The sequence below is a fragment of the Anaerolineae bacterium genome (genome assembly GCA_025062375.1).
Taxonomy (GTDB): domain Bacteria; phylum Chloroflexota; class Anaerolineae; order SpSt-600; family SpSt-600; genus SpSt-600.
Genome location: JANXAG010000008.1, coordinates 1 through 24740 on the forward strand (window position 1 = coordinate 1; position 24740 = coordinate 24740).

The window sequence follows — 24740 nt, forward strand, 5'->3', positions numbered from 1 at the left end:
AGCCTTTGGTGTGGGCAGCGGAGGCTCCGTGGATTTCCTTAACCTTCACCGAAAGGGGCTCTATTCTGGCCCCAGGGCCAGCAGACGGACCGATCTTCTCCTTCCCAGGAAAGGATGGCTTGGGAAGGGGAGCCCTCTGGGGCCTTATCTCCTGCAGCTTCTGGCGCAGGAGTTTCTTTCCCCCCTTGCGCAGGATCTCTCCGATTTCCTTCTTTGTGAGCTTAATTCGGGCAGGTTTGAAGTCCTCTTCCCCTGGCACATCTACAGGTTTATAGGACTCGGTGGAGATAACGGAGATCACACCGGGGATGCCTGCCAGCTTCTTGAGGTTGGTGTCCAGAATCTCCCCTGTAGCCCAACGAATCCCGTTCAGAGGCCTGGAGTAGACCACCCGTTTCATCAGGCCACTGAGGTTGACATCCCTGGTCATAAGAACGCTGATCAAGATGGACCGGCCAGTGGGGTTCCTGGCAGGCCCACGCAAATCGGGAGCCAGTTTGGCTAAAGAAGGGTCAGATGCTGTTTGAACTTTCTCCGGCAAAGGCTTTTGAGGTTCTGGCGAGGAGGCATAGGCATAAGGGGCTAATCCTACCAGGAGGGCTGCTATGAGCAACAGATACAAAACATATATCTTTTTGTTTTTGACATCGGACCCTCCTTTGAGGCTTGAGCCCGCTTCAGCTCCAAAAGTATTATACCACGGAAAAATTTTGAGAGCAAATTGATAACTTATGGGTTCCTTCCCCATTTTTAAACCAGATGCATGATAGCTTGCCTTGCTCACATCTTCCAGGGATAATTGAACCTCACAAAAGCCACCGCTGCTGGCATCCCCATCGTGGCCTGAGTGAAATCCCCTTCGGCACTCTGGATGCCTCCTTGACAAACATAAATCAGTGTCTTATATTAACCGTAGGAAAGGCAAAGGGAGGTAGGCGGTGGATTTTGTGCCTTCTTATCTTGCCCTTTACGAGTCAGGTGAACTGAAGAGAAGAGTAGAAGAGGCGGTGGCTCGCCTGGCTAAGTGCGATATCTGCCCCAGGGAATGCGGAGCTAATCGTCTGGAAGGAAGCAAAGGGGCAGGTTGCCGCACCGGAAGAAAGGCCGTGGTTTCAAGCTTTCACCCTCACTTTGGGGAAGAGGATCCTCTGGTTGGTATCCACGGCTCTGGAACGATCTTCTTCACCTGGTGTAACCTCCATTGTCAGTTCTGCCAGAACTACGAGATAAGCCAGCTGGGTCAGGGAAGGGAAGTGGAACCCGCAGAGTTAGCAGCGATGATGCTTTACCTTCAAGATCTGGGCTGTCATAACATAAACCTGGTATCTCCAACCCATGTCGTCCCCCAAATCCTGGAGGCTCTCCTCATAGCAGTGGGAAAAGGCCTCCGTCTCCCCCTCGTTTACAACACCGGAGGTTACGATTCTCTCAAAACCTTAAGCCTCCTGGACGGGATCGTGGACATCTACATGCCCGATATGAAGTATTCCGATCCTGAAATTGCCTGGCGCTATTCAAAAGTCAAGGACTATCCAGCCGTGAACAAAGCTGCTGTCAAAGAGATGCACCGCCAGGTTGGAGACCTGGTCCTGGATAAAAGGGGAATAGCCTTAAGGGGGCTTCTCGTCAGGCATCTGGTCCTCCCAAATCGCCTGGCAGGGACAGAAGAAATAGTCCGGTTTTTAGCGGAGGAGATTTCCACCAATACTTACCTCAACATTATGGACCAATATCGTCCGTGCTACAGGGCTCATCAGATCCCGGAGCTTTCCCGGCGCATAACCTTTGAAGAATACGAAGAAGCCATAGAGATGGCTCGCAAAGCAGGCCTTAACAGGTTAGATAAACGTCGGCCAAGGTTTATTTGGCTTTTTCCCCAGTGATTTGGGAGAAAACCAATGCCTTTCCATATTAACTCTATTGCAGGTATTGGCTGCGGTTTTTTGCCTTTTCTAATCGTTTTCCTCAGAAAATTGGGCCGCAGGCCCTCTCCTTCGGGCCCCAGGGTGGTGGCCATAGGAGGAGGGCATGGCCTTTATACCCTGCTCAGAGGGCTTAAAAAATACACTCCCAACATAACAGCTGTTATTACAGTCGCCGATGATGGCGGCTCCTCAGGCAGGATCCGCAGGGACTTTAACACCCTCCCGCCGGGGGATTTTCGCAACTGCCTAGTAGCTCTCGCCGATGACGAGGACCTTATGGCCAAACTTTTTCAATATCGCTTTGGGCGAGGGGCAGGGCTTGATGGGCACACCCTGGGTAACCTGTTCATAACTGCTCTAACTGAGCTAACCGGAAGCTTTGAGAAGGCCCTCTCCAGATCCGCCCAGGTTCTGGCCATCCACGGGCGTATCCTCCCCTCCACCACCGAAAGGATAACCTTATGTGCCGAAATCCATTGCCCCGAGACCCTTGAAGTCGTCCTGGTGGAGGGAGAATCAGCCATCCCCCGGAAGATGGGGAAGATTGAAAGGGTTTTCATAAAACCCGAAGGGGCAAGAGCCTACCCGGAAACCCTTAAAGCTATCCTTGGGGCGGATATCATAACCCTCGGGCCGGGAAGTCTCTTTACCAGCATAATGCCAAATTTACTGGTGGAAGAGATAGCCTGGGCTATAAGGGCTTCAAAAGCAATGAAAATCTACATCTGCAACATAGCCACTCAGAAGGGTGAAACCGATGGATTCACTCTTGAGGACCACGTGAAGGCCCTCGAAAAAATTGCAGGAAAAGGACTTTTTGATATAATAATAGCGAACAATAACCTGGATTTCGAAGTCCCTGGGGGCGAACCCGTCCGCCCCACCATGACCGAGCTCAGCTACCGGGTAGTGGTAGCTGACCTTGTGGATCGAGAAAATCCCTGGCGGCATGACCCTGTGAGGCTCGCCGAGGTTATCATGACAATATACCATCAAGGAGGGTTGAAATGATAAAGGTAGCTATAAACGGATTCGGCCGAATAGGACGGCAGGTTTTCAAGGCTATGTGGGAAAATTACCCCCAAGTCTTCGAAGTAGTCGCAGTAAACGATCTGACCGACGCTAAGGTTAACGCCCACCTTCTGAAATACGATTCCAACTATGGGCGTTTTCGGGCGGATATAAAAGCTGAAGGCGATTCCATAACAGTGGATGGTCATGTCATAAAGGTTTTCTCTGAAGCTAACCCGGCAAATTTACCCTGGGGGAAACTGGGCGTGGACATAGTGATTGAGTCCACCGGTGTCTTCACCGACGCTGACAAAGCCAAGGCTCACATAAGCCCAGCCGGGGCCAAGAAAGTTATCATCACTGCCCCCGCCAAAGGCGAGGATATAACTATAGTAATGGGAGTCAATCACGATAAATATGACCCTGATAAGCACCACATCGTTTCCAATGCTTCTTGCACCACCAACGCTCTGGCTCCGGCCGCCTACGTGCTTCTCAAAGAATTCGGAATTCAGAAAGGGCTTATGACTACCGCCCACTCCTACACCAATGACCAGCGGATACTGGACTTGACCCACAGGGACCTGCGGAGGGCAAGGGCTGCGGCTTTGAACATAATCCCCACATCTACAGGTGCGGCTAAAGCTATCCACCTGGTTATACCTGAACTCAAAGGCAAGATGCATGGCATCGCCCTTCGGGTCCCGACCCCTACCGTTTCCGTGATAGATTTAGTGGTGGTGACAGACAAAGAAACCACCGCTGAAGAAGTCAACGAAGCCTACAAACGGTGGCAGAAGAAGTGGGAGGACCAGGGATTCAAAGTATTGAGGGTTGAGGAAGAACCTCTGGTTTCCTTGGACTTTAAGGGCGATGAATACTCCACCATCATTGACGCTGAAAACACCATGGTTATGGGCGGCAACCTGGTGAAGGTCCTGGCCTGGTACGATAACGAATGGACCTATAGCCTTAGGGTGGCCGATCTGGCTAATTACATGGCTGGCTTCATGAAGTAGCTTTAACCTTTGAATTGACGGCTATAGCCAGCATTAGACAGTAAAATAAGGGAAAACGCTCCAGAGAGAGGCTGGTAAGCCCTCAATGCCTGCGGTTTGCACCGTTTAGGCGTAAAGATTGTTTTTGAGGCTGGTGGATCTTCACCACAGCCTAAATCATGATTATTCCCGCAGGTTCTGGACTTCAGGCCACCTGACGGTGACCAGAGAGCGATTTGACTAAAGAGATGCCAGGCACAGGTTCAGCCTCATAACTATTCGTAGCGCAGCGCTTCTATGGGATTGAGATTGGCCGCCTTATTGGCAGGATAGATCCCGAAGAAAAGCCCGACCGCTGCTGAGAAAATTACAGCCAGAATTACAGACCAAGGGGTGACCAGGGTTTCAATGTTGCTACCTCCAATGTTTATCCTACTCACCCCCCACGAAACCAGCCACCCAAGAATTATGCCTATTATTCCTCCGAGGAGACTCAGAACTGTGGCTTCTGTCAAGAATTGAAGGAGTATATCCCTTCTCTTGGCCCCCACGGCCATCCTTATGCCTATCTCGCGGGTTCGCTCCGTTACCGAAACCAGCATTATGTTCATTATCCCAATCCCACCCACTATGAGGGAAATAGCCCCTATGCTCCCCAGGAAAATGGTGAAAATGTTGGTGATAGAGTTTGCCATGCTGAGCATATCTTCCTGAGTGACTATGGAGAAGTCATCATCGGCTGATGGGGCAAGGTTGTGGCGCTCCCGAAGCAGGCTGCGGACCTCTTCTATGGCCTGGTCCAGGAGATTTCTGTCCCTTGCCTGAGCGTAAATGGCCGTTACACTCGGCTGCCCCCGCCAATCGGCGCGGCGCGGGAAATAAGTAAAAGCGGTAGTTATGGGAATTATCACCAGATCATCCTGGGTGAACATTCCAGCCCCGCCCTTTCTCTCCAGGACCCCAATCACCCTGAAGGAAACCCTGTTAATTTTCACAACCTGCCCCACCGGATCCTGATCGCCAAAGAGGGTTTTGGCCACATCGTTTCCCAGAACAGCCACCAAAGAACGCGCCCTTATGTGAGAATCCGTGATGAAGGAGCCTGATACTACCTTGTGGTTGCGCACCCTCGTGTAATCGGGGGTCGTCCCAATCAGGTTGGTCTGAATGTTGGAATCCAAGTAAACCACTTGAACTGAGCTCTGAATTATAGGAGCTACACCTCCTAAGGAAGGAAGTCTCTCCAGTGCTTCCGCATCAGCGTAGGTTAGGGTTATGGCTGAGCCAATCCCTCCCCTTATGGCTCCCGTAGTTAAACGGCCCGGAAGGATTATGAGAAGATTAGTGCCGATGCTCTCAATCTGCCTTGTCACCGATGCCTGGGTACCTCCCCCTATAGAAAGCATGGTTATTACAGCCATCACTCCAATGACTATGCCCAAGACGGTAAGGCCAGAGCGAAGCCGATTAGCCATTATGCTCTGAAAGGCTAATTGAAGGTTTTCCATAAAGCTCATAGTCTTTCCTCCCCCACTATCTGCCCATCAAGAAGCCTTACGATTCGACCTGCGTAGGACGCAACTTTCTGGTCATGGGTCACCAGCACTACCGTGATGCCCATTTCCCTGTTGAGCCTCTTGAAGATCTCCATTATCTCTGCCCCGGATCTGGAGTCCAGGTTACCTGTGGGCTCATCAGCCAGGATAATTGAAGGGTTGTTCACCAAGGCCCTGGCTATGGCTACCCTCTGTTGCTCCCCTCCAGAAAGTTCTGCAGGCCTGTGGTTCAACCTATCCCCAAGCCCCACTATTTGTAGGGCTTCGATAGCTCTCCTCTTTCTCTCTCTACCATTGACCCCCGCATAGATGAGGGGAAGCTCCACGTTCTGAACTGCAGTAGCTCTGGGCAGAAGGTTGAACAACTGGAAAACAAAACCGATTTTGCGGTTGCGCACCTCAGCCAGCTGGTTCTCGTTGAGAGTTTCAACCGCAACTCCTTCAAGCCAGTATTTTCCGGAGGTTGGCTGGTCAAGGCAGCCTATTATGTTCATCAAGGTTGATTTGCCCGAGCCTGAGGGGCCCATTATGGCCACCATTTCCCCCTTCTCAATGGAGAGAGAAACACCTCTGAGGGCAAAAATTTCCACCTTGCCCATCCTGTAAATCTTTATGATGTCCCTGAGCTCTATAAACGCCATAGTTTCCCCCCTTTTACCTGCCTCGGAAAGCTCCCCCTCCGAACATGAAGGGTCCGGGAGGACGCATCACCGGCTGAGGCAAACTGACCAGCACAAGGTCCCCTTCCTTTATATCTCCTTCCACTACTTCAGCCATCGTTTCGTTAGCCATCCCTATTTTAACGGGAACTGGGGTAAAAGTTTCACCTCTTTTCACCATAACCACCTGCCTCCCCTGGCTGGAACGAACAGCTCTGATCGGAATCAGAAGGGCATTTTCAACGCGCCCCACTAAAATATTGAGGTTAGCTGTCATCCCAACTTTTACACGTTCATCGGGGTCTTCCATAAGGATTGTCACTGGATAATTGACCACGCCCTGGACGGTTTGGCCCACTTTGCCAACTTTTGCCACCTTCCCGCGGTAGGTTCGATCGGGAATAGCGTCGAAGGCGATCTCCACTTCCTGACCTTCCTGGATTTTGCCTACGTCCAATTCCACCAGCTGGGTTTCAATTTCAAGGGAAGAAATATCTGCCAAGGTAATAGCTGGAGTTCCGGGTCCTGCAGTGCCCCCCACTACGATGTTCACATCTGCCACTATTCCATTGAAAGGGGCTATAAGGGTAGCATTTTCCAGGTTGAACCGGGCCTGTTCCAGAGCTATCTCAGCCTGGCGAACTTGAGCTCTGGCTATGATGAGGTCTTCTTCGGAAGGATAATTTTCCAGTTCTTCAAGCTGAGCTCTGGCCTGAGCCAGCTGTGCAGCAGCATTGTAAAGGGCAACGTCGGTATACCTGGATACGGTGAGCTCGTAATTGAGCCTGGCGGCTTCGTAATCCAAAGTGGCCTGGTATAACTGCTGAGCCTGAGGCAGAGAGGCGGCTTCCGGCCTCCATCCTATTTTATCGTACTGGGCCTGAGCCTGTTCTAAAGCTATGCGGGCTTTTTCCACACTTATTTCCGCCAGACGGATCTGTTTTTCTCGGTTAGCTGCATCAATTTTGGCAGCTTCATAGGCAGCCTGAGCGCTACGAAGAGCCGCTTTAGCGGCTTCAATCTGAGCTCTGGATTTACCTTTTAGGAGCTTATCAAGCTGGGCCCGGGCTATTGCCAGGTTCACTTCAGCCTGAGCCACCTGCAACTCAAGGGTTCTGGTGTCAAGACGCGCCAGGGGCTGCCCTTCTTCTACAAAATCCCCTTCACTTACCAGTACTTCCGCTACCCTGCCTGAAGTCTGGAATGCAAGGCTTACCTGAGCCCTGGCTTTAACCGAGCCAACAGCCGAGACCGTTATGAGCAGATTCCCGCGCCTGACAGGAACCGCTTCCACAGCTGCCCGATCGGTGCTCCTGGGTCTGAAGGCAAACCAGTATATTAGCCCCCCAGCAAGCACAAGGAGAACAAAACCTACTATCATCCGTTTGAGGCGCATCTCCACCTCCTGATTTAATGGGCCCTTTATTTTCTATTATGCTGCAACTCTGTAAAGGAGTTGTGAAGAAGCTTTAAGGGGGCGAAGGATAAACGGTGTATGGGGCAAGGCCCCAGCCTTTTCAGAGCCTCCCAGTGCTGGGGAGTGCCATAACCTTTGTGTTCTGAAAACCCATAACCGGGGAAAAGTTCCTCCATAACCGCCATCCACTGGTCCCTCAATACTTTGGCTATTATAGAAGCAGCGGCAATGGAGAGGCAGAGAGCATCGCCTGAGGTTACAGCCTCCTGTGGGATGGAGATCTCGGGAAGGCGGAAGTAATCAATTAGAAGGAACTGAGGAGGCGGATTAAGTTGAGAAATAGCCAGGGCCATCGCCTCTCTTGTAGCCCTGGCTATTCCCACCCGGTTAATACGCTCCGGGGGAACAAACCCAGCTCCCCAGGATACCGCCAGAGAGGAAATGAGTTCGAAGAGCTCTTCTCTCTTCTCGGGCCTAAGCTTTTTGGAATCGCACACTTCGGCCAGAGCCGAACAGATTTCGGGATTGTCAAGGGGTAAGATCACTGCCCCCGCCACTACCGGTCCAGCCCAGGCTCCTCTGCCAGCTTCGTCAACACCAGCGATATAACAGTAGCCTTTTCCCAGGAGCTTTTTCTCCAGGGATGAAATTCGCATCGCTTTTTTAGTCTCTTTTTTCCTTCAAACGCGCGGCTTTACCGCTGAGGCCTCTTAAGTAATAAAGCTTACTTCTCCGAACCTTGGCCCGGCGCACTATTTCAATTTTCTCTATCCTTGGGGAATGGAGAGGGAAAATCCTCTCAATGCCTATATTGTGGGCCCCAATCCTCCGGACAGTAAAGGTAGCTCCTGTTCCGGTTCCCCTTACCCTTATGACCACTCCCTCGAAAACCTGGACCCTTTCGGTTTCATCCTCTACGAACTTATAGTGAACCCTGACAGTATCCCCCGGGCGTATATCCGGGACCGAAGGCTTCTGGCTTGTGCTCTCCACTGCCTTTATAGCCTGCTGCACGTTCATTTCCCTTCACCCCTTTCCAGATAGTGCCCAATATTTTATCACACCGCCTCTGAAAACACAAATTGAAAAAGCCATAGATTCCACGCGATCTTACGGAAGCCTTTCCCGATGGGGCAAGGTCACAAAGTTGAGCTGTTTTGACAAAACAGGTTATTTGTGGTATTAATGCATAAAGAAGCCTCCCCGCCAGTAAAAATTTAATGGAGGAGGAAACATGGGTAGAAAACTTTGGATAATCGCAGGGTTGCTAACGGTCCTTGCCATGCTGGTGGCAGCCTGCAAGCCTGCCCCAACCCCTACACCCACGCCGGTTGCCACCCCAACGCCGGCCCCACCCCCCACACCCACACCTGTGCCGGCTAAGCCCTATAAGGTAGGCATTTTCTCTGACCTCACCACCATAAACTACTGGAACTATCTGGGGCCAGCTGCTACTGTTTGGAACGCTTACGTCCTTGCCCCCCAACGAGTCTCCCTCTACGCCCTCGCTGACCGAACTTTCCAGATTGTCCCAGCAGTTGCCGATGGAATGCCTGAACCTCTCAAGCAGGAAGGGGAATTCTGGGTCTCCACCGTCAAGATGAAAAAAGGTATAATGTGGAGCGACGGCAAGCCTCTCACGGCCCACGATGTTGCCTTTACTGTGAACTCTGCCCTGGAACTCAAGCTTCCCGGCAACTGGGCTACCATTTATGATCCCAACTTCCTGGACCGCGTTGAAGTGGTAGATGATTACACCGTCAAGTTCGTCTACAAGAAGAAGCCTGGTCTTGCCGTCCATGAGTACGGAGCGCTTCAGGGTCCCATCCTCTCCAAAGCTTACTGGGAGCCTGTAGTGGAAGAGGCCAAGAAGGCCCTGGCTGCCCTTACCCCTCCACCTGAGGGTGCTCCAGAAGAGGAAGTGAAGGCCTATGAGGAGAAGCGTGCCGAAGCTCTGAACGTCCTCTTCGGCCATGAACCCAAGAATGAGCCAGTGGCTGGCGCCTTCACCTTCAGCAAGTGGGAGAAGGGAGCTTTCGCTGAGAACCTCGCTAACCCCAACTACTTCTTCAAGGGCGTGAAGGTCACCCAGTACAAGAACGGGGCCTACAAAGAAGTTAAAGAAGGGGTCTACGAGTTCGTGGGCTATGGCGAGCCTGTTGGCGATATAGACAAAGAATGGGAGGTTGGCCCCTTCGTTTCCTCCGTCATCTACACCCTCTACGGCACTCAGGATGCAGCTGTCCTGGCCCTCAGGAACGGTGAAGTCCACTTTGTCCTTAACCCGCTTGGCCTCCACCGGGGTCTGCGCGCTCAAATTGAAGAGGATCCCAACCTGGCCGTCATTGAGAACCCCACCAACGGCTTCCGCTACATGGGCTTCAACTGCCGCAGGCCTCCTATGAACGACAAGGCCTTCCGCCAGGCTGTGGCTGTCCTCATCGACAAGGAGTTCGTGAGCAAAACGGTGCTCCAGGGAGTAGCCTTCCCAATGTATACTCTGGTCCCGCCCGGGAACAGGGCCTGGTATACTGACGATGTGCCCAAGTTTGGCCTCAAGGAAGACGGCACCCCCATGACCCGTGAGGAGCGCATCAACAAGGCCATTGAGATCCTGGAGGCCGCTGGTTACAAGTGGGAAGGCAACAAGAAGCCCGCCTGGGATCCAGAAAACCGCGAGGTTATCCCCGGTGGTCGCCTGATCATGCCCGATGGCAAGCCAGTGCCTGAGATGGAGCTTCTGGCCCCCAGCGCCGGTTATGACCCGCTCCGCGCTACCTTCGCTATCTGGATCGAGAAGTGGCTTACCGAGTTCGGCATCCCCGTTAAGGCCAACCTCACTGGCTTCAATATCATCGTTACCAAAGTGTTTGATGAGCAGGACTTCGATATGTGGATGCTGGGCTGGAGCCTGGGCATCTTCCCCGACTTCTTGCGCGACTTCTTCCACAGCGAGCGGTCCGGCCTGGGTGACTTCAATGCCGGTGGCTACTCCAACCCTGAATTCGACAAACTGGCTGACGAGATCAAAGTATGTGACACTTACGAATCCTGCAAGAAGATTGCCGATCAGATCCAGAAGATCCTGGCTGAAGAGCTTCCTTATGTAGTCCTCTTTGACACCGGCATCATGGAGGCTTACCGGGCCGCCGAAGTGGAGTATCCTTACACCGATACCCTGGGAGGCCTCCAGTATGTGAGCGGTCTGCCATCTCTGGTCCATGTAAAGTAAACCTGGGGAGGCTTTCAGGGGGTAGGGGGAATCCCCTACCCCCCTTTTATATGGGGAAGAATCCGGGGAGGAGGATTTATGACTAAATACGTGTTGAGGAGATTGGGGCAGATTGTCATAACCTTGTTTATTTTTCTTACCCTCGTTTACTTTCTGCTGGAAGCCCAGCCGGGGGATTATGCCCACACCTTTTTATCTAATCCAAAGCTCACTAAAGAACAAAGGGAAGCCCTCAAAGCTCAGTTTGGCCTGGATAGGCCTGTCTGGGAGCGCTACTTGCGCTATATGGGTTCCCTGCTCAGAGGCAACCTGGGAATTTCCTTTGAATATTACCCCAGGCCAGTTATTTCCGTAATAGCTGAAAGGGCACCCCGCACTATCCTCCTATTCCTCACAGCCCAAATTTTATCGTTCCTCCTGGGCTTTTCACTGGGCAAAATCCTGGCCTGGAAGAGAGGCCAGGCCTTTGAATACGCCCTTACCGTAGGAGGAGTTACTCTTTACACTGTTTTTACCCCCTGGTTTGGCCTGATGATGATATGGATATTTGCTTACATCCTGGGCCTTTTCCCCGTGGGTAAATTTGTTACTCCCACCTTGTGGCGTGGCGCACCCGTGGATGCTAACTATGTCTTCATAAGGATGTTGCTTTCAGCTTTTATAGCTTCGGTCATCCTTTTTGTAATTTTACTAACCACCAGGCGTCTGGAGCTGAAACTGAGAAGGGGATTGAGGTGGGCAGGAGTTTTAGTGATTGTGGCAGGCCTTCTTGCCTACTGGCTCCCCTCAGGCATAGCCCGCTACGCTCTGGATATCCTCCACCACCTCATTCTGCCAGTTATGACCCTCACCCTCATAAACTTCGCTGGAATGATGCTTCTTACCCGCAACAGCATGTTGGAAACCATGCGGGAAGATTTCGTAATGGCTGCCAGGGCCAAAGGCCTGCCAGAGGGAGTTATAAGAGATAAACACGTAGCCCGCAACGCCATGCTCCCAGTTGTGACATCCTTTATCTTCTCCATCGCCTTTGTGCTGGATGGCGGAGTAATAACTGAAACGGTTTTCTCCTGGCCCGGGATGGGCCTTACCCTCATGGAAGCAGCTCTGTCTCATGATATACCCATGGTTATGGGAGCTCTCGTCTTTACCGGAACCCTCGCCCTCATAGGCCACCTTGTGGCCGACATAACTTACGCTTACCTTGACCCAAGGATCCGTTACAGCTAAGGGGGGAAAATAATGAAAGAGGTAACCAGAACCGTTACTAGGCCTAAGGTTGAGATCATCTTAGAAGAGGAGGAGCGGAGAAAGCTACGGGAAATGCCCCTATGGAGGGTGCGCCTCTATCTAACCTGGCGGGAAATTCGCAATAACTGGAGGCTTTTCTCCGAAAACAAGATAGGCCTTATAGGGCTGGGAATCATCATCTTCTTCGCCCTTATGGCCATAGCTCATCCAATCTTGATGAAATGGGTGTGGGACCCCACCATCTATGACCCGATAGTTGGATATGCCTTTGATGAACCGGTGCAACCGGCTCCCCCCTCCCTGCGCCACCCCCTGGGTACCGACCCCCTGGGTAGGGATGTCCTGAGCCAGCTTATGTATAGCACCCGCTCCGAATTCGCCCTGGGAATCCTGGCAGCTATTATAACCGTAACTATCGGAACTACCGTGGGAGCAGTGGCTGCTTACTTCGGCGGGATAATTGATACCATCCTTATGCGCCTGGCTGACCTCATCATAATGCTACCATTCGTTACTATCCTTATAGTTCTCAGCGCTATGTTCAAGATGAACCTCATAATTTTGGCCATAGTGATAGGCATCCTTTCAGGTTTTGGAGGCACAGGCATAGTTATAAAGTCGCAGGCTCTCTCCATCAAAGTGCGAGCGTACATAGAGGCAGCCAGAGTTGCAGGAGGCTCTCACTGGCATATTATTTTCCGTCACATCATCCCCAACCTCATGCCCCTTTCTTTCCTTTACATGATGTTTTCTGTAACCAGCGCTATCTTCTCCGAAGCAGTGCTTTCCTTCTTCGGCCTCCTTAACATCCGAATGTCATGGGGCCTGATGATCCACACTGCCCAGACAGCCGGCTATCTCCTTAACCCTAAAACCTGGTGGCTCATTGTTCCCGCAGGTATGTCCATCACCTTGCTCTGCTCTGCCTTCTACCTGGTGGGTAGAGCCCTGGACGAAGTAGTTAACCCTCGCCTTCGCAAGAGATAGGGGGGAGTGTGTTGAGCTCAGAAACTCAGTTTTATCGGCGCTTTGAAAAGTGGCTGGAGACTTTCCTGGAAGAATATCCTGTCGTTGCTACTTTCCTGGGCGATCACCGCTTTGACCATCGCCTTGGCACCTATTCTCCTGAGGCCGTTGAGGCTCGAGTCCGGGGCCTCAGGGAAGCCCTTGAAGAGTTCACCCGGATGGATTCCCCAGCCTTTTCCCTTGATGGCCGCATTGATCACACCCTGACAGTGCAAATAATCAAACTGATATTGCGAGAATACGAGCATGAAAAGCTTCAGAGTCACCTTCGCAATCCCGGTTTCTATCTGGAAGAGGCGATGGAAGGGCTTTTCGGCCTTTTGGTAAAGGATTTTGCCCCTCTGCCGGAGCGCCTGCGTTCGGCCCTGGGTCGCCTGAAGGAGATGCCCAGGCTCTTGAAAGAGGGAATGAGCAACATTGTGCCTGAGCGCGTCCCACCCGTTTGGGCAGAAGTTGCCTTGGAACAAGCACGCATGGCCCCCCTTTTCTTCTCAAGCCTGTTTTTGCCAACAGTTCAGGAGGCAGCGCCCGAACTTTTACCGGAAGTGGAAAGAGCAGCGGAAGAGGCTTCTAAAGGGCTGGATGAATACGCATCCTTTATTCAAAACGATGTTCTGCCCCAGGCCCGGGGGGATTTTGCCGCAGGGGTAGAGCTCTTCAATGAGTTGCTTCGGGAAAAACACCTGGTGGATTACGATGCCGAGGCCTTGCTCAGGATCGGGTGGGAGCAGTTTGAGCGAACTCGCTCCCAGATGGAAGAACTCGCCCGGCAAATTGATCCCCGTAAAACAGCCCGCGAACTCCTGGAGGAAGCCAAAGAGGACCACCCCGCAGAAGAAGAGCTCTTAAAGGCCTATGAAGAAGCGATGAGAGCAGCGCGGGATTTCGTGATAGAAAAAGAAATAGCCACAATCCCGGAAGGCGAAAGCCTCCGAATTGTGGAAACCCCTCATTACCTGCGCCCCCTGATACCCTATGCTGCTTACATGAGCCCCGGCATTTTTGAGGAAAAACAGGAAGGGCTCTTTTTCGTAACACCAGTGGACCCAGATGCTTCTCCTGAAGAGAAAAAGCAAAAGCTCCGCGGACACACCTACGTGAAACTGCCCATCACAGCCCTTCACGAAGCATATCCCGGCCATCACCTCCAGCTGGTTTGGGCTAATAGACATGAATCCCTCCCCAGGCGCCTTGGGTCATTTATTGCCACTTTATTCATTGAAGGGTGGGCTTTCTATTGCGAGGAGATGATGGAAGAGATGGGCTTCATTGATAAACCTATCCAGAAGTTAGGCCGCCTTGCGGATCAGTTGTGGCGCGCAGCGCGTATCATCCTGGATGTTTCCCTGCACTCTGGGAAAATGACTGTTGAAGAAGCTGTTAATTTCTTGGTGGAAAGATGCCAGCTGGAGCCCGCCAACGCCCTCGCGGAGGTGCGTCGCTACACCCAGACGCCCACACAGCCCCAATCTTACCTTATGGGCAAACTCTTAATCCTTGAGCTTATATCAGATTACCGCCAGGTGAAACCAGGAGCTTCGCTGAAGGAACTCCACGATTCAATTCTGGGATGTGGGAGCTTGCCACCAGCTCTGATGCGACAGAGACTCTTGGGTTAGGGAGGGGAAACAGTGACCAGAAGTATTCTGAAGATAGAAAATTTTACGATGCACTATGCCACCAAAGCAGGTGAGGTCTCCGCAGTGGATAACGTTGACCTTGAGGTATTCAAGGGTGAATCCCTGGGCTTGGTGGGTGAATCGGGCTGCGGCAAGACATCTCTGGCCATAAGCATAATGAAACTATTGCCAGAAAACGCTATCATAAAGGGCGGTCACATCTATTTCGATGGCACGGACCTTATCCCCCTTAAGGAAGAGGAAATGAGGCGCTTCCGCTGGCGCCGCATATCCATGATATTCCAGGCCGCTATGAACTCCCTCAACCCTGTTTACAAGGTAAGCCACCAGATCATAGAGGCGATGGAAACCCATTTTGGGAGCATTAACTACTCGGAGGCACGAGAAAAAGTGGCCAATCTTTTCCGCCTGGTTGGGCTGGATCCCAAGTTTATGGACCAATATCCCCATGAGTATAGCGGAGGAATGAGACAAAGAGCAGTTATTGCCATGGCCTTGGCCTGCGACCCGGATCTTATCATCGCTGATGAGCCTACTACAGCCCTTGATGTTATCGTCCAGGATAATATCCTTCGGGAATTGAAAAACCTTCAGGAAAAACTCGGCACCACCATGATTTACATCTCTCACGATATAGCTGTCATCGCCGAGGTAAGCCATCGCATCGGTATAATGTATGGAGGTAAACTTGTGGAACTGGCCAGCGCGGCGGAGATCTTCCACCACCCAATTCACCCCTACACTGCCGGGCTGATGTCAGCTTTCCCCAGCATTGTGGGGCCCAAGAGGGAGCTGGTAACCATCCCTGGAGAGCCTCCAGACCTCCTGAACCCTCCCCCCGGCTGTCGTTTCCACCCCCGCTGCAAATTCGCCACAGATATTTGCCGGGAAAAGGAGCCGGAATTAAAGGACTATGGCGCTGGCCATCTGGCGGCGTGCTGGAATCCTCTGGAGGGATGAAAGATGAGTGAACCCCTTGTGCGGGTGGAAAACCTTCGTAAGCACTTCCCCCTCACCCGGGGCCTCTTCAGAAAAACAAACCTTTTTGTCCATGCCGTTGATGATGTAAGTTTCGTCATAAACTCCGGTGAAAGCCTTGGCCTCGTAGGTGAATCAGGCTCCGGAAAGACCACCACCGGGAAACTCTTAGTGCGCCTGCTGGAACCAACCTCCGGACACATCTTCATGAAGATGGATGGCGAAGAAGTGGATATTTCGACCCTAAAAGGTAAAAGCCTTAAACTTTTCCGCCGCAAAGTTCAGATGATTTTCCAGGACCCCTACGAGTCCCTCAACCCCCGCTTTACCGTCTTTGACACAGTAGCAGAGCCCCTCGTAGTTCAAGGCATAGGGGACGTTCTGGAAAGAGAGGAAAGAGTAGCTCAAATGTTAGCTCTGGTGGGCCTTACCCCCCCTTCCTCCTTCCTCTTCCGCTTCCCCCACGAGCTTTCGGGCGGTCAGAGGCAGAGGGTAGCCATTGCCAGGGCCCTCATCATTGAGCCTTCCTTCGTGGTAGCGGATGAGCCCACTTCCATGCTGGATGTATCCATCCGCACCGGCATAATGTATCTTATGCTGGATTTGGCTGAACGCCTCGGAGTTACGTATCTTTATATAACCCACGACTTGGCCGTCGCCAGATATATGGCCAGACGCCTGGCTGTAATGTATCTCGGCAAAATTGTGGAGATGGGAGAAACAGAGGAAGTGCTTCAGAGGCCACTGCACCCTTATACCCGGGCCCTTATCTCCGCTGTCCCCGTTCCCGACCCCCTCTACAAGCGCTCGGTGCCGCAAATAAAGGGGAGCATAACGGAACCCATAAACCCACCGCCTACCTGCCGCTTTCTGGAAAGGTGTCTGCAGGCAGCAAAAATCTGCAGGGATAGCCCCCATCCGCCCCTTGAGGACAAAGGCGGAGGCCACTATGTAGCCTGTTACCTTGCCTGAGCTGACCTCGGGCACGGAGAGTTCGTTCTATCAAGCCGTGGGGTTTTAGCCCGCGGCTTTTTTATCTGAACACTACCGGTAAGAAAATCCGGAAAAGGCTCCCGGTGTAGTTCACGGTCACAGTAACAGTTTCCCTTATGACCTGACCGCCAGGGGCAGTTCCTGTTATAAAGATTCGCTCTGTGTAAAGGCCGTAGGTGGGCGGAAGGGTGGCTGTAATGAGCAGAGACCCTCTGACACCCTGAAAGATAGGGCTTCCACTGGTATAGAAGCTCAGCCACGAGACCGAAGTTGCTCCTGCAGTCCAGCTTGTGGGCACGCACCCGGGGTTTTCCACTGAAACGGTCGCCATGGAAGGCCCGACAAAGCCGGAAGAATCGGCCAGGAAAAAGACCCTCGTCGGTGCACGGATCACCCGGGCCCTGAGGGCTTCAGCCGCATTGATTGCTCCGTAGCCATAATAATGATCGCGCCCCGGAACCCCCAGATCCACAGCGGTGGAAGTAATGCAGTAGCGAACCTGCGCCGCGGTAAGGCCCGGATTCACAGACCAGATAAGCGCCGCCAGGCCCGCCACATGAGGGGCGGCCATTGAGGTCCCTGCATCATATCCATACCAATCATCCGGAAGGGTGCTGAGTATTTCATAAAAACTGTCCCCGCCCGGCGCCGCTACCTCTATCTCCGGCCCGTAGTTTGAATACCACGCTGTTCCAGAATAATAATTGATGGCCGAAACAGCCATAACCTGGGGGTAAGCTGCAGGGTAGAGAACTTGATTGCTTGCAAAATTGCCGGCAGCAGCCACCAGAAGACAGCCTTTCCGGGACGCATAGTCCACCGCACTGGCCATAACTGCGGAAGAGGGTCCTCCCAGGCTCAAATTTATGACTCTTGCTCCCCTATCGGCAGCGCTAACGATGGCGTTTGCTACATTATAATCGTAGCCCTCACCTTTGTTGTTCAGAACTTTATAGGGCAATATTTTTACGTTCCACGCCATCCCGGCGATGCCTATATAGTTGTTCCCGCGCGCGCTGGCTATCCCTGCTACATGGGTTCCATGCCCATTATCATCGCCGGGATAAGGGTCATTTTTGACAAAATTCCATCCCTGGACAATCCTTCCGGAAAATTCAGGATGGTCAAGGTCAATCCCGGTGTCTACTATGGACACCGTTACAACGGAGGTCCCCGTTGTAACATCCCAGGCCTGAGGGGCTCCGATAAGGCTCATGTTCCACTGGTAGGACCAGAAGGGGTCATTGGGCGTAAGGAGAGCTCTCACCAGCTGGGCAGGCTCAGCATATTCCACAAGGGAGCTTGCTCTGAGACGGTTGATCCACTCTTTCTCTTTCCCGCGAGGGACCAAGAGCACTTTGACCCTGAGAGGTGGTATCTCGCTGATTACCCTGACCTCGCGGCCCAGGAGGGATTGAAGGGAACGCTCGGAGACGCCCGGGCGGAGCCCCACAACCACTTTCCCGGAGGTGGAGGGGATCTCAGCTTCTACCAGCTTGAAAAGCAACCAGATTAAAGTGAGGCTGGAAAAGATGGGAATAGCGAATTTCCTTGCTAACACTTTCGTCTTTCCTTCTGGAAGAGTGCGTTGAGAAAATAGAGACAGCCCCTGGGTTTTGGAGGTTGAGGCACCTCTGTTTCAAGGGCACCAAGGGCATCCCCACGTCCTGCGCCCTGGGTATTAGGGTCCTGATTGAGGTTCAGAGCAGAGTTCATCATCTTAGCCTTTACCTGGGCTGGGGTCAGATCGGGGTAAGCCTGGAGGAGAAGAGCAGCCACTCCTGAAGCATGAGGCGTGGCCATGCTGGTCCCGCTGGCAGAAGTGTAAAAATCGTCCACAGGATTGCCCATAGAAGTCCCTGCGGCGCGGCAGGACACAATTCCAACACCGGGGAAAAGGATATCCGGTTTGGTCCGGCCATCAGCGGTAGGGCCACGGGAGGAGAAATCAGCCACCTGGTCGTTATCATCGGAAGCCCCTACGGTTATTACTTCCTCAGCGCATCCAGGGCTTCCGATGGTTCCCGGATCTGGGCCATCGTTCCCGGCAGCGGCACACACCACAACTCCCGCTCTTACAGCGGCATCACACATGGCCGAGAGAGCATCAGTTCCGTCACAAGGCCCCGGAGAACCCAGGGAAAGGTTTATGACTTTTGCCCCCTGCTCCACTGCCCACTCTATCCCGGCCATTGCATCGCTCATCATCCCAGAGCCATTGGCTTTCAGGACTTTGGCGCTCAATATGAGAGCTTCCGGGGCTACTCCCCGGTACTTTCCCCCAGAGGCTTCCCCGCTCCCGGCTATTATTCCGGCCACGTGAGTGCCATGGCCGTGGTCATCTTGCCCATCCCCGCCGACAAAGCTGGTGAAAGCCAGGATCCGTCCAGCGAAATCGGGATGCCGGTAATCAATGCCTGTGTCCACAACAGCCACCTTAACCCCTCGTCCGGTAAACCCTTTTTCCCAGACCTGAGGTGCTCTTATCAGGGGCACGGAAACATCCAAAAGGGCATAGACGGGCTTATCGAGCCATATAGCTTCCACCCTTGGATCCTCTTCCAGGGCTTTGAGCTCTTCCACTTTTACCCTTAAAGCTGAAGCGGGGACGAGGCGAAAGTGGCGGAAAATAGTTTCCCGCCACGGCCCGAGGATTTCCTCGGCTAAACGGGCCAGAGCCTCCAGACTCAGGGCGAGGCCCTCTACAAGACCAGCTCTCACAAGGAAAGCGGAACTATATTTCACAATCACCGGGACAAATTCTTCAGGGGGTAAGGTAGAAATTTCAGGAGGACGTTTGTAAGGGCTCATTCCCCCTCCTTGACTTTCTTTCTCCAGTAATCCATTATGTCTTCCAGGGTCTTCTCCAGAGGAATGGAGGGTTCCCAGCCGGTATCACGCTTAAGCTTGGAGTAATCGCAAAGGGTTACTGGGACATCGCTGGGACGCATTAAGGCTGGGTCCTGCTCCACTTTAACTTCTATCGGGCACATTTTCAGGAGCATATCCAGCACCTCTTTTATGGAGTAAGCTTTCCCGGAGCCAACGTTGTAAACTTCCCCAGGCTTCCCCTTTGTGAGGGCTAAATAATAAGCCCGAACTACATCCCGCACATCGGTGAAATCACGCCTGGGCGATAGATTCCCCACTTTTATGACCGGTGGACGCAAGCCGGCTTCAGCTTCTGCCAACTGTTTGGCAAAGGCCGGGATTACAAAATCGGGCCTCTGGCGGGGCCCAGTGTGGTTGAAAGGCCGAACCCTAACCACATAAAGGCCATGGGAAAGGTGAAACTGGAGGCCGAGGAAATCCTGGGCCACTTTGCTGACCCCGTATGGATTGTTGGGGCGAAGGGGAGTATCCTCACGGACGGGAAGGTCTTCTTCCGGGATTATCCCGTATTCTTCATTGGATCCGACCACCAGGATGCAGGAATCCAGCTTGATGTTTACCACTGCCTGGAGGACGTTGAGCTGCCCCCGGACGTTGTTTTCAAAAACACCCCAGGGATCTCGCCAGGAATCGGGAACAAAAGCCATGGCTGCCAGATGGAAAATGTAGTGAGGACGTATCCGAGCCAGGATCTCTTCTATGCTCTGGTAATTTCCCAAATCGCCTCGCTCCAGGCGGACCCTATTCTTGAGGTGTTCCGCATTTCCTGGCGAACGGTGTATGAGGCCTGAGATTTCCCAGTCAGTATTTTCCAATAGGAATTCCGCCAGATGGCTTCCAGCGAAACCCCCTATGCCTGTTATAAAAGCGCGCACCAGGTCCTCCGCTCAGGGGTATATTCTTCCCAGGGTTCTCGGGAAGGGGATAGTTTCCCGGATGTGTTGCAATCCACATATCCAGGCCACTGTGCGTTCCACGCCCAGCCCAAAACCGGAGTGGGGAACCGAACCGAATAACCTCAAGTCAATGTACCACTGGTAAGCTTCCCTCGGTAGGTTGTGCTCCCTTATACGCTGTTCCAGCAATTGGGGATCTGAAATCCTCTGGCCTCCCCCTATTATTTCTCCATAGCCTTCAGGAGCTAAAAGGTCTACCGAGCGGCAAACTTCGGGGCGATCCGGTTCCGGTTCCATGTAGAAAGCTTTGGCTCTGGTGGGGTAATGGTGGACAAAAACAGGTTTGTCAAATTTCATGGAAATTATGGTCTCATGGGGAGCTCCGAAATCCTCACCCCATTCCAGGGGCTCCCCGGCTTCTTCCAGGATTTTCAGAGCTTCATCGTAAGAAATGCGGGGGAAAGGCGGCTCCACTCTTTCCAGAAGGGAAGTATCCCTTTCCAGAACTTTAAGCTCGCTTGCCCTTTCCTTTAAAACCGTCTGGACCACGTAGGTTACCAGCTCTTCTTCAACCCGCATGCAATCTTCCAGGTCAGCGAAAGCCATTTCAGGCTCCACCATCCAGAACTCCATGAGGTGGCGGCGGGTCCGGGACTTCTCAGCCCTAAAGGTGGGACCGAAACAATACACTTTCCCAAAAGCCATTATGGTAGCTTCGTTGTAAAGCTGCCCGCTCTGGCTCAGATAAGCCGGCTGCCCGAAGTAATCGGTGGCAAAAAGGGTGGTAGTGCCCTCGCAGGCGGCTGGAGTTAAGATAGGGGCGTCAATGTTTATAAAGCCGTGGGAATCAAGCCAATCCCTTATAGCCTTTATCACTGTAGCTCTTATGCGCATAATAGCCCATTGGCGGGTGGAACGAAGCCACAGGTGTCGGTGGTCCATGAGGAATTCTATTCCGTGCTCCTTCGGGGTTATCGGATAATCCTGGACGAACTGGAGCACTTTTAAGTCCTTCACTTCCACTTCATACCCACCCGGTATACCCGGGGCTTTGGGTTCGGCTTTGAGAGTGCCTTCAATGACAAGGGATGACTCCTGGCCTATCCGATGCGCGGCCTCAAAGACTTCTGGAGAGACATTTTTAACGAAGACAACAGCCTGAATTATCCCTGTCCCGTCCCTTACCTGAAGAAACTGAAGTTTGCCTTTATCTACCTTGCCGTAGAGCCAGCCCTTTATCCTGACCTCTTCCCCCACAAATCTCGGAGCCTCTTCAATCCTTATATCTCTCGCCACTTCTTCGCCCTCCACTCCTAATTTTGCATCCATTATATCATTATCCAAGAAGCCTGACAAAAAAGGAAGTTTTCACCTCCCTTTCCTCAAGCATTTTCCCAGAGGCCAAATCCGCTGCCCCTGCTGCCCGGTGGCGACTTGCACGCACAGGAACTGGTGAAAATTGCCATATCGCGGCTCCCTGGCTATAATAGGCTATCAATTGCCGGAAAGGAAAGGAGGAAATGGAAAAGTTCATCCTGAAAGTCTTAGTATCTCTCAGCGGAGGCATCTTCGGCACCTTCTCCCTGTTCATCCTGGTCTCGGTAATTCTGGAATCCTGGATGACAAGCGCGCCTGCCTTCCCCAGAAACTGGCAAATCCCACAGTTTGGCTTCCCCTTTGAAGAAGTAGTTTTTACCTCCCAGGATGGAATTGCTCTCAGGGGATGGCTTTTCCCGCCCCTAAACCCCGATGGACCCGTTGTAATCTACGCCCACGGTTCCGGGAAAGACCTGAGGGAAGGACTGCCTTTCGTTCCTCTGCTCAGAGAAGCCGGCTTTGGAATACTGCTTTTCAGCTACAGGAACCACGGTTTCAGCCATCGTTTTTTAAAAGGACATACCTATGGTTTGAAAGAGAGCGAAGATTTAGAGGCAGCAGTGCACTTCCTGAAAGAGCGAGGTTATAAATCCATAGCGGTAATAGGTTATTCCCTGGGAGCAGCAAGCGCCGTAATGACCGCTGCTCGCTCTCAAGATATAAAAGCGGTGGTGGCCGTAGCTCCCTTCGCCTCGGTCACTGACCTGTGGTTTTCCAATAGTCCTCCTTTCATCCCCAGGCCGTTCCTCTACATCACCATGTGGTTGACGGAAAAACGCAAAGGCATAAAGTTTTCGGCTATATCTCCAGTGGAAGCTATAAGGAAAATAACTCCCCGGCCTATCCTTCTGATCCAGGGCGCTAAAGATTCTTACATCTCACCCGAACAAACCTGGAAATTGTTTGAAGCCGCAGGGGAAGGAGCCACCCTGCTTCTAATTGAAGAGGCTGACCACAAGTCCGTTCTCCTGCCAGGGATTGTGAAATATTGGCGTTTTGTACTCAATTTCCTCAAAAAAGCCTTAGCTACGAGTACGACGCCAGGGGTCCATCAGATCCCGCAAACCATCTCCCAGGAAATTGAACCCGAGTACGGTCAAAAATAGGGCAAGTCCGGGGAAAATTGCTATCCAGGGAGCCCTTTCCATAAAGAGGCGTGCTTCTTCCAACATCCTTCCCCAACTGGGGTGGGGCGGTTGGGTTCCAAGCCCAAGGTAACTGAGAGAAGCCTCAGCTAAGACCGCAGTAGACGCACCAACAGAAGCCTGGACCAGAAGAGGTCCGAGGCCATTGGGCAAAATGTGGCGCCAGAGAATTCTGAACCTGGAGGAACCCAGGGCCTCGGCTGCCAGCACAAAATCCCGCTCTTTCAAAGAGAGAACGACGCTGCGAGCCAGGCGTGCAAACACCGGCACATTCACAAGACCTATCGCCACCATCGCATTCAGAGGACCAGGCCCTATAATCGCTACGATGGCTATGGCCAGCAATATGGAAGGGAAAGCCTGCATAGCATCCATTATGCGCATAACAATCTCATCCAGCACACCACCCGCAAGGCCTGCCAGGAAACCCACAGGAGTTCCTATCAGGGAAGCGATCCCAACTGATATTAAACTTGCCCCCAGAGCCACTATTCCACCCCTCAATACTCTGCTGAATAAATCCCTGCCGTACTGGTCAGTCCCGAAGGGGTGACGCCAGGAAGGAGGGGAAAGGCGCTCGGTTATATCCATAGAAAGAGGATCAGAAAGGGGCAAGAACAGGCTTCCCACCGCACCGGCAACTATAATCCCCAGAAGGGTTGCTCCCAGCACAAAGGATCTCATTCAAGCCTTATCCTCGGGTCAAGATAGGCATAAAGCAGGTCCACGATAAAGTTGCTAACCACTACCACGGTGGTTATGAACATCACAAGTCCCTGGATCAGGGGGATATCTCTGGTATAGACAGCGCTCAGGAGGAGACGGCCAAGGCCAGGCAGAGCAAAAACCTGCTCTATAACTATGCTTCCCCCCATCAAAAAGCTCCACTGAATTCCCGCCAGAGTAATAACCGGAATGAGAGCATTTTTGAGGGCATGGCGGAAAATTACCTGATAGCTCGTTAAGCCTTTAGCTTTGGCTACGGTAATATATGCCTGGTTCAGGACTTCCAGCATGGATGAACGAAGCATTCTGGTGAGAAAAGCCGCGGCCACTAACCCAAGGGAAACCGATGGAAGGAGAAGGTGCCTGAAAGCCTCCAGAGGATTTTCCCACCAACTCACAAATCCCCCCGTGGGGAAAAGGCGAAAGTAGAGAGAGAAAACGAGGATCAAAAGGATGCCCACCCAGAAGGAGGGAATGGCTATGCCCAGCTGAGTGACAAATAAGAGGAAATAATCCAGAGGTGAATTCCATTTCAAGGCCGAAAAAATGCCAGCCGGGAAAGAAATGACCAGGGCTATGAACATAGCCGCAAAGGCCAGGGATAGAGTAACGGGAAGCCTTTCGGCGATGAGGGCAGAGACTGGCCTTTCCAGCCGGATTGACATCCCCATATTGCCCCGGAGCATATCCGCAAGCCACGCTATATACCTGAGAGGCCATGGTTTATCCAGGCCCAGACGTGCTCTCAATGATTCAAGAGCTTCAGGGGGGGCCTCAATCCCCAGGATCAACTGAGCCGGATCGCCCGGGATAACCTGGAGGAGGAAGAAAGTTAAAAAGGAAACAAGCCAGAGAACTATAATCAGGGAAATCAAACGCCTCAGCACATATCTCAAATTTTACCCCACCCTCTTCTCCGGATAGAATAAACTTCAGGCGAAAAAGGTCCATCGCGCTCCTGGCTGAAGCCAGGAAAATAAGGCCTCCCATAAACTTGCTATGGGGATTAACCGCTGGA

At 52.5% G+C, this 24740-nt stretch carries 22 protein-coding genes; 10 read left to right on the top strand and 12 right to left on the bottom strand.

Going from position 1 to position 24740, the window contains the following annotated elements; translation table 11 throughout:
* Positions 1-748, bottom strand: a 748-nt coding sequence (locus NZ653_03635) for a hypothetical protein (protein ID MCS7286210.1), incomplete at its 3' end; no start/stop codon positions are given.
* 190 nt (positions 749-938) lie between these two features.
* Here NZ653_03635 and NZ653_03640 point away from each other — a divergent pair.
* From NZ653_03640 to gap, 3 genes are read left to right on the top strand one after another with little or no spacing between them, the layout of a single operon-like run.
* The gene (locus NZ653_03640; protein ID MCS7286211.1) at positions 939-1883 is read left to right on the top strand and encodes a radical SAM protein; all 945 of its coding nucleotides are present in this window, start codon (positions 939-941) and stop codon (positions 1881-1883) included.
* Between the two features lie 15 nt (positions 1884-1898).
* Entirely contained in the window at positions 1899-2936 is a 1038-nt protein-coding gene (locus NZ653_03645) for a YvcK family protein (protein ID MCS7286212.1), read from the top strand.
* Positions 2933-3955 (top strand): type I glyceraldehyde-3-phosphate dehydrogenase, encoded by a 1023-nt coding sequence (gene gap / locus NZ653_03650; protein MCS7286213.1) that lies wholly within the window; start codon positions 2933-2935, stop codon positions 3953-3955. Before NZ653_03645 ends, gap begins: the two co-directional genes overlap by 4 nt.
* A gap of 254 nt (positions 3956-4209) precedes the next feature.
* On the opposite strand, the gene NZ653_03655 is transcribed toward gap, so the two are convergent.
* The 5 genes from NZ653_03655 to rplS are packed head-to-tail and all read right to left on the bottom strand — an operon-like array spanning position 4210 to position 8580.
* Positions 4210-5451, bottom strand: a complete 1242-nt coding sequence (locus NZ653_03655; protein ID MCS7286214.1) for an ABC transporter permease — start codon at positions 5449-5451, stop codon at positions 4210-4212.
* Positions 5448-6131, bottom strand: a complete 684-nt coding sequence (locus NZ653_03660) for an ABC transporter ATP-binding protein (protein ID MCS7286215.1) — start codon at positions 6129-6131, stop codon at positions 5448-5450. Before NZ653_03660 ends, NZ653_03655 begins: the two co-directional genes overlap by 4 nt.
* 13 nt (positions 6132-6144) lie before the next feature.
* Positions 6145-7545 carry an efflux RND transporter periplasmic adaptor subunit gene (locus tag NZ653_03665; GenBank protein ID MCS7286216.1) on the bottom strand — a complete coding sequence of 467 codons (1401 nt, stop codon included), beginning with the start codon at positions 7543-7545 and terminating at the stop codon, positions 6145-6147.
* A gap of 26 nt (positions 7546-7571) precedes the next feature.
* The gene (locus NZ653_03670) at positions 7572-8222 is read right to left on the bottom strand and encodes a ribonuclease HII (protein ID MCS7286217.1); all 651 of its coding nucleotides are present in this window, start codon (positions 8220-8222) and stop codon (positions 7572-7574) included.
* 7 nt (positions 8223-8229) lie between these two features.
* Positions 8230-8580 carry a 50S ribosomal protein L19 gene (gene rplS, locus NZ653_03675; protein ID MCS7286218.1) on the bottom strand — a complete coding sequence of 117 codons (351 nt, stop codon included), beginning with the start codon at positions 8578-8580 and terminating at the stop codon, positions 8230-8232.
* Between the two features lie 220 nt (positions 8581-8800).
* On the opposite strand from rplS, the gene NZ653_03680 reads away from it, so the two are divergent.
* The 6 genes from NZ653_03680 to NZ653_03705 all read left to right on the top strand — a co-directional run bounded on the left by NZ653_03680 (position 8801) and on the right by NZ653_03705 (position 16665).
* Positions 8801-10798, top strand: a complete 1998-nt coding sequence (locus NZ653_03680; protein MCS7286219.1) for an ABC transporter substrate-binding protein — start codon at positions 8801-8803, stop codon at positions 10796-10798.
* Between the two features lie 78 nt (positions 10799-10876).
* Positions 10877-12028, top strand: a complete 1152-nt coding sequence (locus tag NZ653_03685; protein ID MCS7286220.1) for an ABC transporter permease — start codon at positions 10877-10879, stop codon at positions 12026-12028.
* Positions 12029-12040: 12 nt separating this feature from the next.
* A complete protein-coding gene (locus NZ653_03690) occupies positions 12041-13036 on the top strand; it encodes an ABC transporter permease (GenBank protein ID MCS7286221.1) in 996 nt (331 codons plus the stop codon).
* An 11-nt stretch (positions 13037-13047) separates the two neighbouring features.
* Complete coding sequence (locus tag NZ653_03695; protein ID MCS7286222.1) at positions 13048-14694, top strand: DUF885 domain-containing protein; 1647 nt, start codon at positions 13048-13050, stop codon at positions 14692-14694.
* Positions 14695-14706: 12 nt separating this feature from the next.
* Positions 14707-15675, top strand: coding sequence for an ABC transporter ATP-binding protein (locus tag NZ653_03700; protein MCS7286223.1), 969 nt, complete (start codon positions 14707-14709; stop codon positions 15673-15675).
* 3 nt (positions 15676-15678) lie between these two features.
* On the top strand, positions 15679-16665 hold the full coding sequence (locus NZ653_03705; protein ID MCS7286224.1) for an ABC transporter ATP-binding protein: 987 nt from the start codon (positions 15679-15681) through the stop codon (positions 16663-16665).
* Between the two features lie 61 nt (positions 16666-16726).
* On the opposite strand, the gene NZ653_03710 is transcribed toward NZ653_03705, so the two are convergent.
* Genes NZ653_03710 through asnS form a run of 4 tightly spaced genes read right to left on the bottom strand, consistent with a single transcriptional unit; the run spans position 16727 to position 21818 of the window.
* On the bottom strand, positions 16727-18247 hold the full coding sequence (locus NZ653_03710) for a S8 family peptidase (GenBank protein MCS7286225.1): 1521 nt from the start codon (positions 18245-18247) through the stop codon (positions 16727-16729).
* Positions 18241-19497 (bottom strand): S8 family peptidase, encoded by a 1257-nt coding sequence (locus NZ653_03715; protein ID MCS7286226.1) that lies wholly within the window; start codon positions 19495-19497, stop codon positions 18241-18243. Before NZ653_03715 ends, NZ653_03710 begins: the two co-directional genes overlap by 7 nt.
* Complete coding sequence (locus tag NZ653_03720) at positions 19494-20453, bottom strand: GDP-mannose 4,6-dehydratase (protein MCS7286227.1); 960 nt, start codon at positions 20451-20453, stop codon at positions 19494-19496. The genes NZ653_03715 and NZ653_03720 overlap by 4 nt, the downstream gene beginning before the upstream one ends.
* A gap of 12 nt (positions 20454-20465) precedes the next feature.
* Complete coding sequence (asnS, locus tag NZ653_03725) at positions 20466-21818, bottom strand: asparagine--tRNA ligase (protein ID MCS7286228.1); 1353 nt, start codon at positions 21816-21818, stop codon at positions 20466-20468.
* Between the two features lie 176 nt (positions 21819-21994).
* Between asnS and NZ653_03730 the strand changes: the two genes are divergently transcribed.
* Entirely contained in the window at positions 21995-22957 is a 963-nt protein-coding gene (locus NZ653_03730) for an alpha/beta fold hydrolase (GenBank protein MCS7286229.1), read from the top strand.
* On the opposite strand, the gene NZ653_03735 is transcribed toward NZ653_03730, so the two are convergent.
* Together NZ653_03735 and NZ653_03740 are read right to left on the bottom strand one after the other, a co-directional pair.
* On the bottom strand, positions 22874-23680 hold the full coding sequence (locus tag NZ653_03735; GenBank protein MCS7286230.1) for an ABC transporter permease: 807 nt from the start codon (positions 23678-23680) through the stop codon (positions 22874-22876). The two genes, NZ653_03730 and NZ653_03735, sit on opposite strands and share 84 nt — an antisense overlap.
* Positions 23677-24609 (bottom strand): ABC transporter permease, encoded by a 933-nt coding sequence (locus NZ653_03740; protein MCS7286231.1) that lies wholly within the window; start codon positions 24607-24609, stop codon positions 23677-23679. The genes NZ653_03735 and NZ653_03740 overlap by 4 nt, the downstream gene beginning before the upstream one ends.
* Between the last annotated feature and the right edge of the window lie 131 nt (positions 24610-24740).

What these genes read in the sequence shown, in the direction of transcription:
- NZ653_03645 (MCS7286212.1), top strand. Translation starts at nt 1,899, where the DNA reads ATGCCTTTCCATATTAACTCTATTGCAGGTATTGGCTGCGGTTTTTTG.
- gap (MCS7286213.1), top strand. Translation starts at nt 2,933, where the DNA reads ATGATAAAGGTAGCTATAAACGGATTCGGCCGAATAGGACGGCAGGTT.
- NZ653_03655 (MCS7286214.1), bottom strand. Translation starts at nt 5,451, where the DNA reads ATGAGCTTTATGGAAAACCTTCAATTAGCCTTTCAGAGCATAATGGCT.
- NZ653_03660 (MCS7286215.1), bottom strand. Translation starts at nt 6,131, where the DNA reads ATGGCGTTTATAGAGCTCAGGGACATCATAAAGATTTACAGGATGGGC.
- NZ653_03665 (MCS7286216.1), bottom strand. Translation starts at nt 7,545, where the DNA reads ATGCGCCTCAAACGGATGATAGTAGGTTTTGTTCTCCTTGTGCTTGCT.
- NZ653_03670 (MCS7286217.1), bottom strand. Translation starts at nt 8,222, where the DNA reads ATGCGAATTTCATCCCTGGAGAAAAAGCTCCTGGGAAAAGGCTACTGT.
- NZ653_03680 (MCS7286219.1), top strand. Translation starts at nt 8,801, where the DNA reads ATGGGTAGAAAACTTTGGATAATCGCAGGGTTGCTAACGGTCCTTGCC.
- NZ653_03685 (MCS7286220.1), top strand. Translation starts at nt 10,877, where the DNA reads ATGACTAAATACGTGTTGAGGAGATTGGGGCAGATTGTCATAACCTTG.
- NZ653_03690 (MCS7286221.1), top strand. Translation starts at nt 12,041, where the DNA reads ATGAAAGAGGTAACCAGAACCGTTACTAGGCCTAAGGTTGAGATCATC.
- NZ653_03705 (MCS7286224.1), top strand. Translation starts at nt 15,679, where the DNA reads ATGAGTGAACCCCTTGTGCGGGTGGAAAACCTTCGTAAGCACTTCCCC.
- NZ653_03715 (MCS7286226.1), bottom strand. Translation starts at nt 19,497, where the DNA reads ATGAGCCCTTACAAACGTCCTCCTGAAATTTCTACCTTACCCCCTGAA.
- NZ653_03730 (MCS7286229.1), top strand. Translation starts at nt 21,995, where the DNA reads ATGGAAAAGTTCATCCTGAAAGTCTTAGTATCTCTCAGCGGAGGCATC.
- NZ653_03735 (MCS7286230.1), bottom strand. Translation starts at nt 23,680, where the DNA reads ATGAGATCCTTTGTGCTGGGAGCAACCCTTCTGGGGATTATAGTTGCC.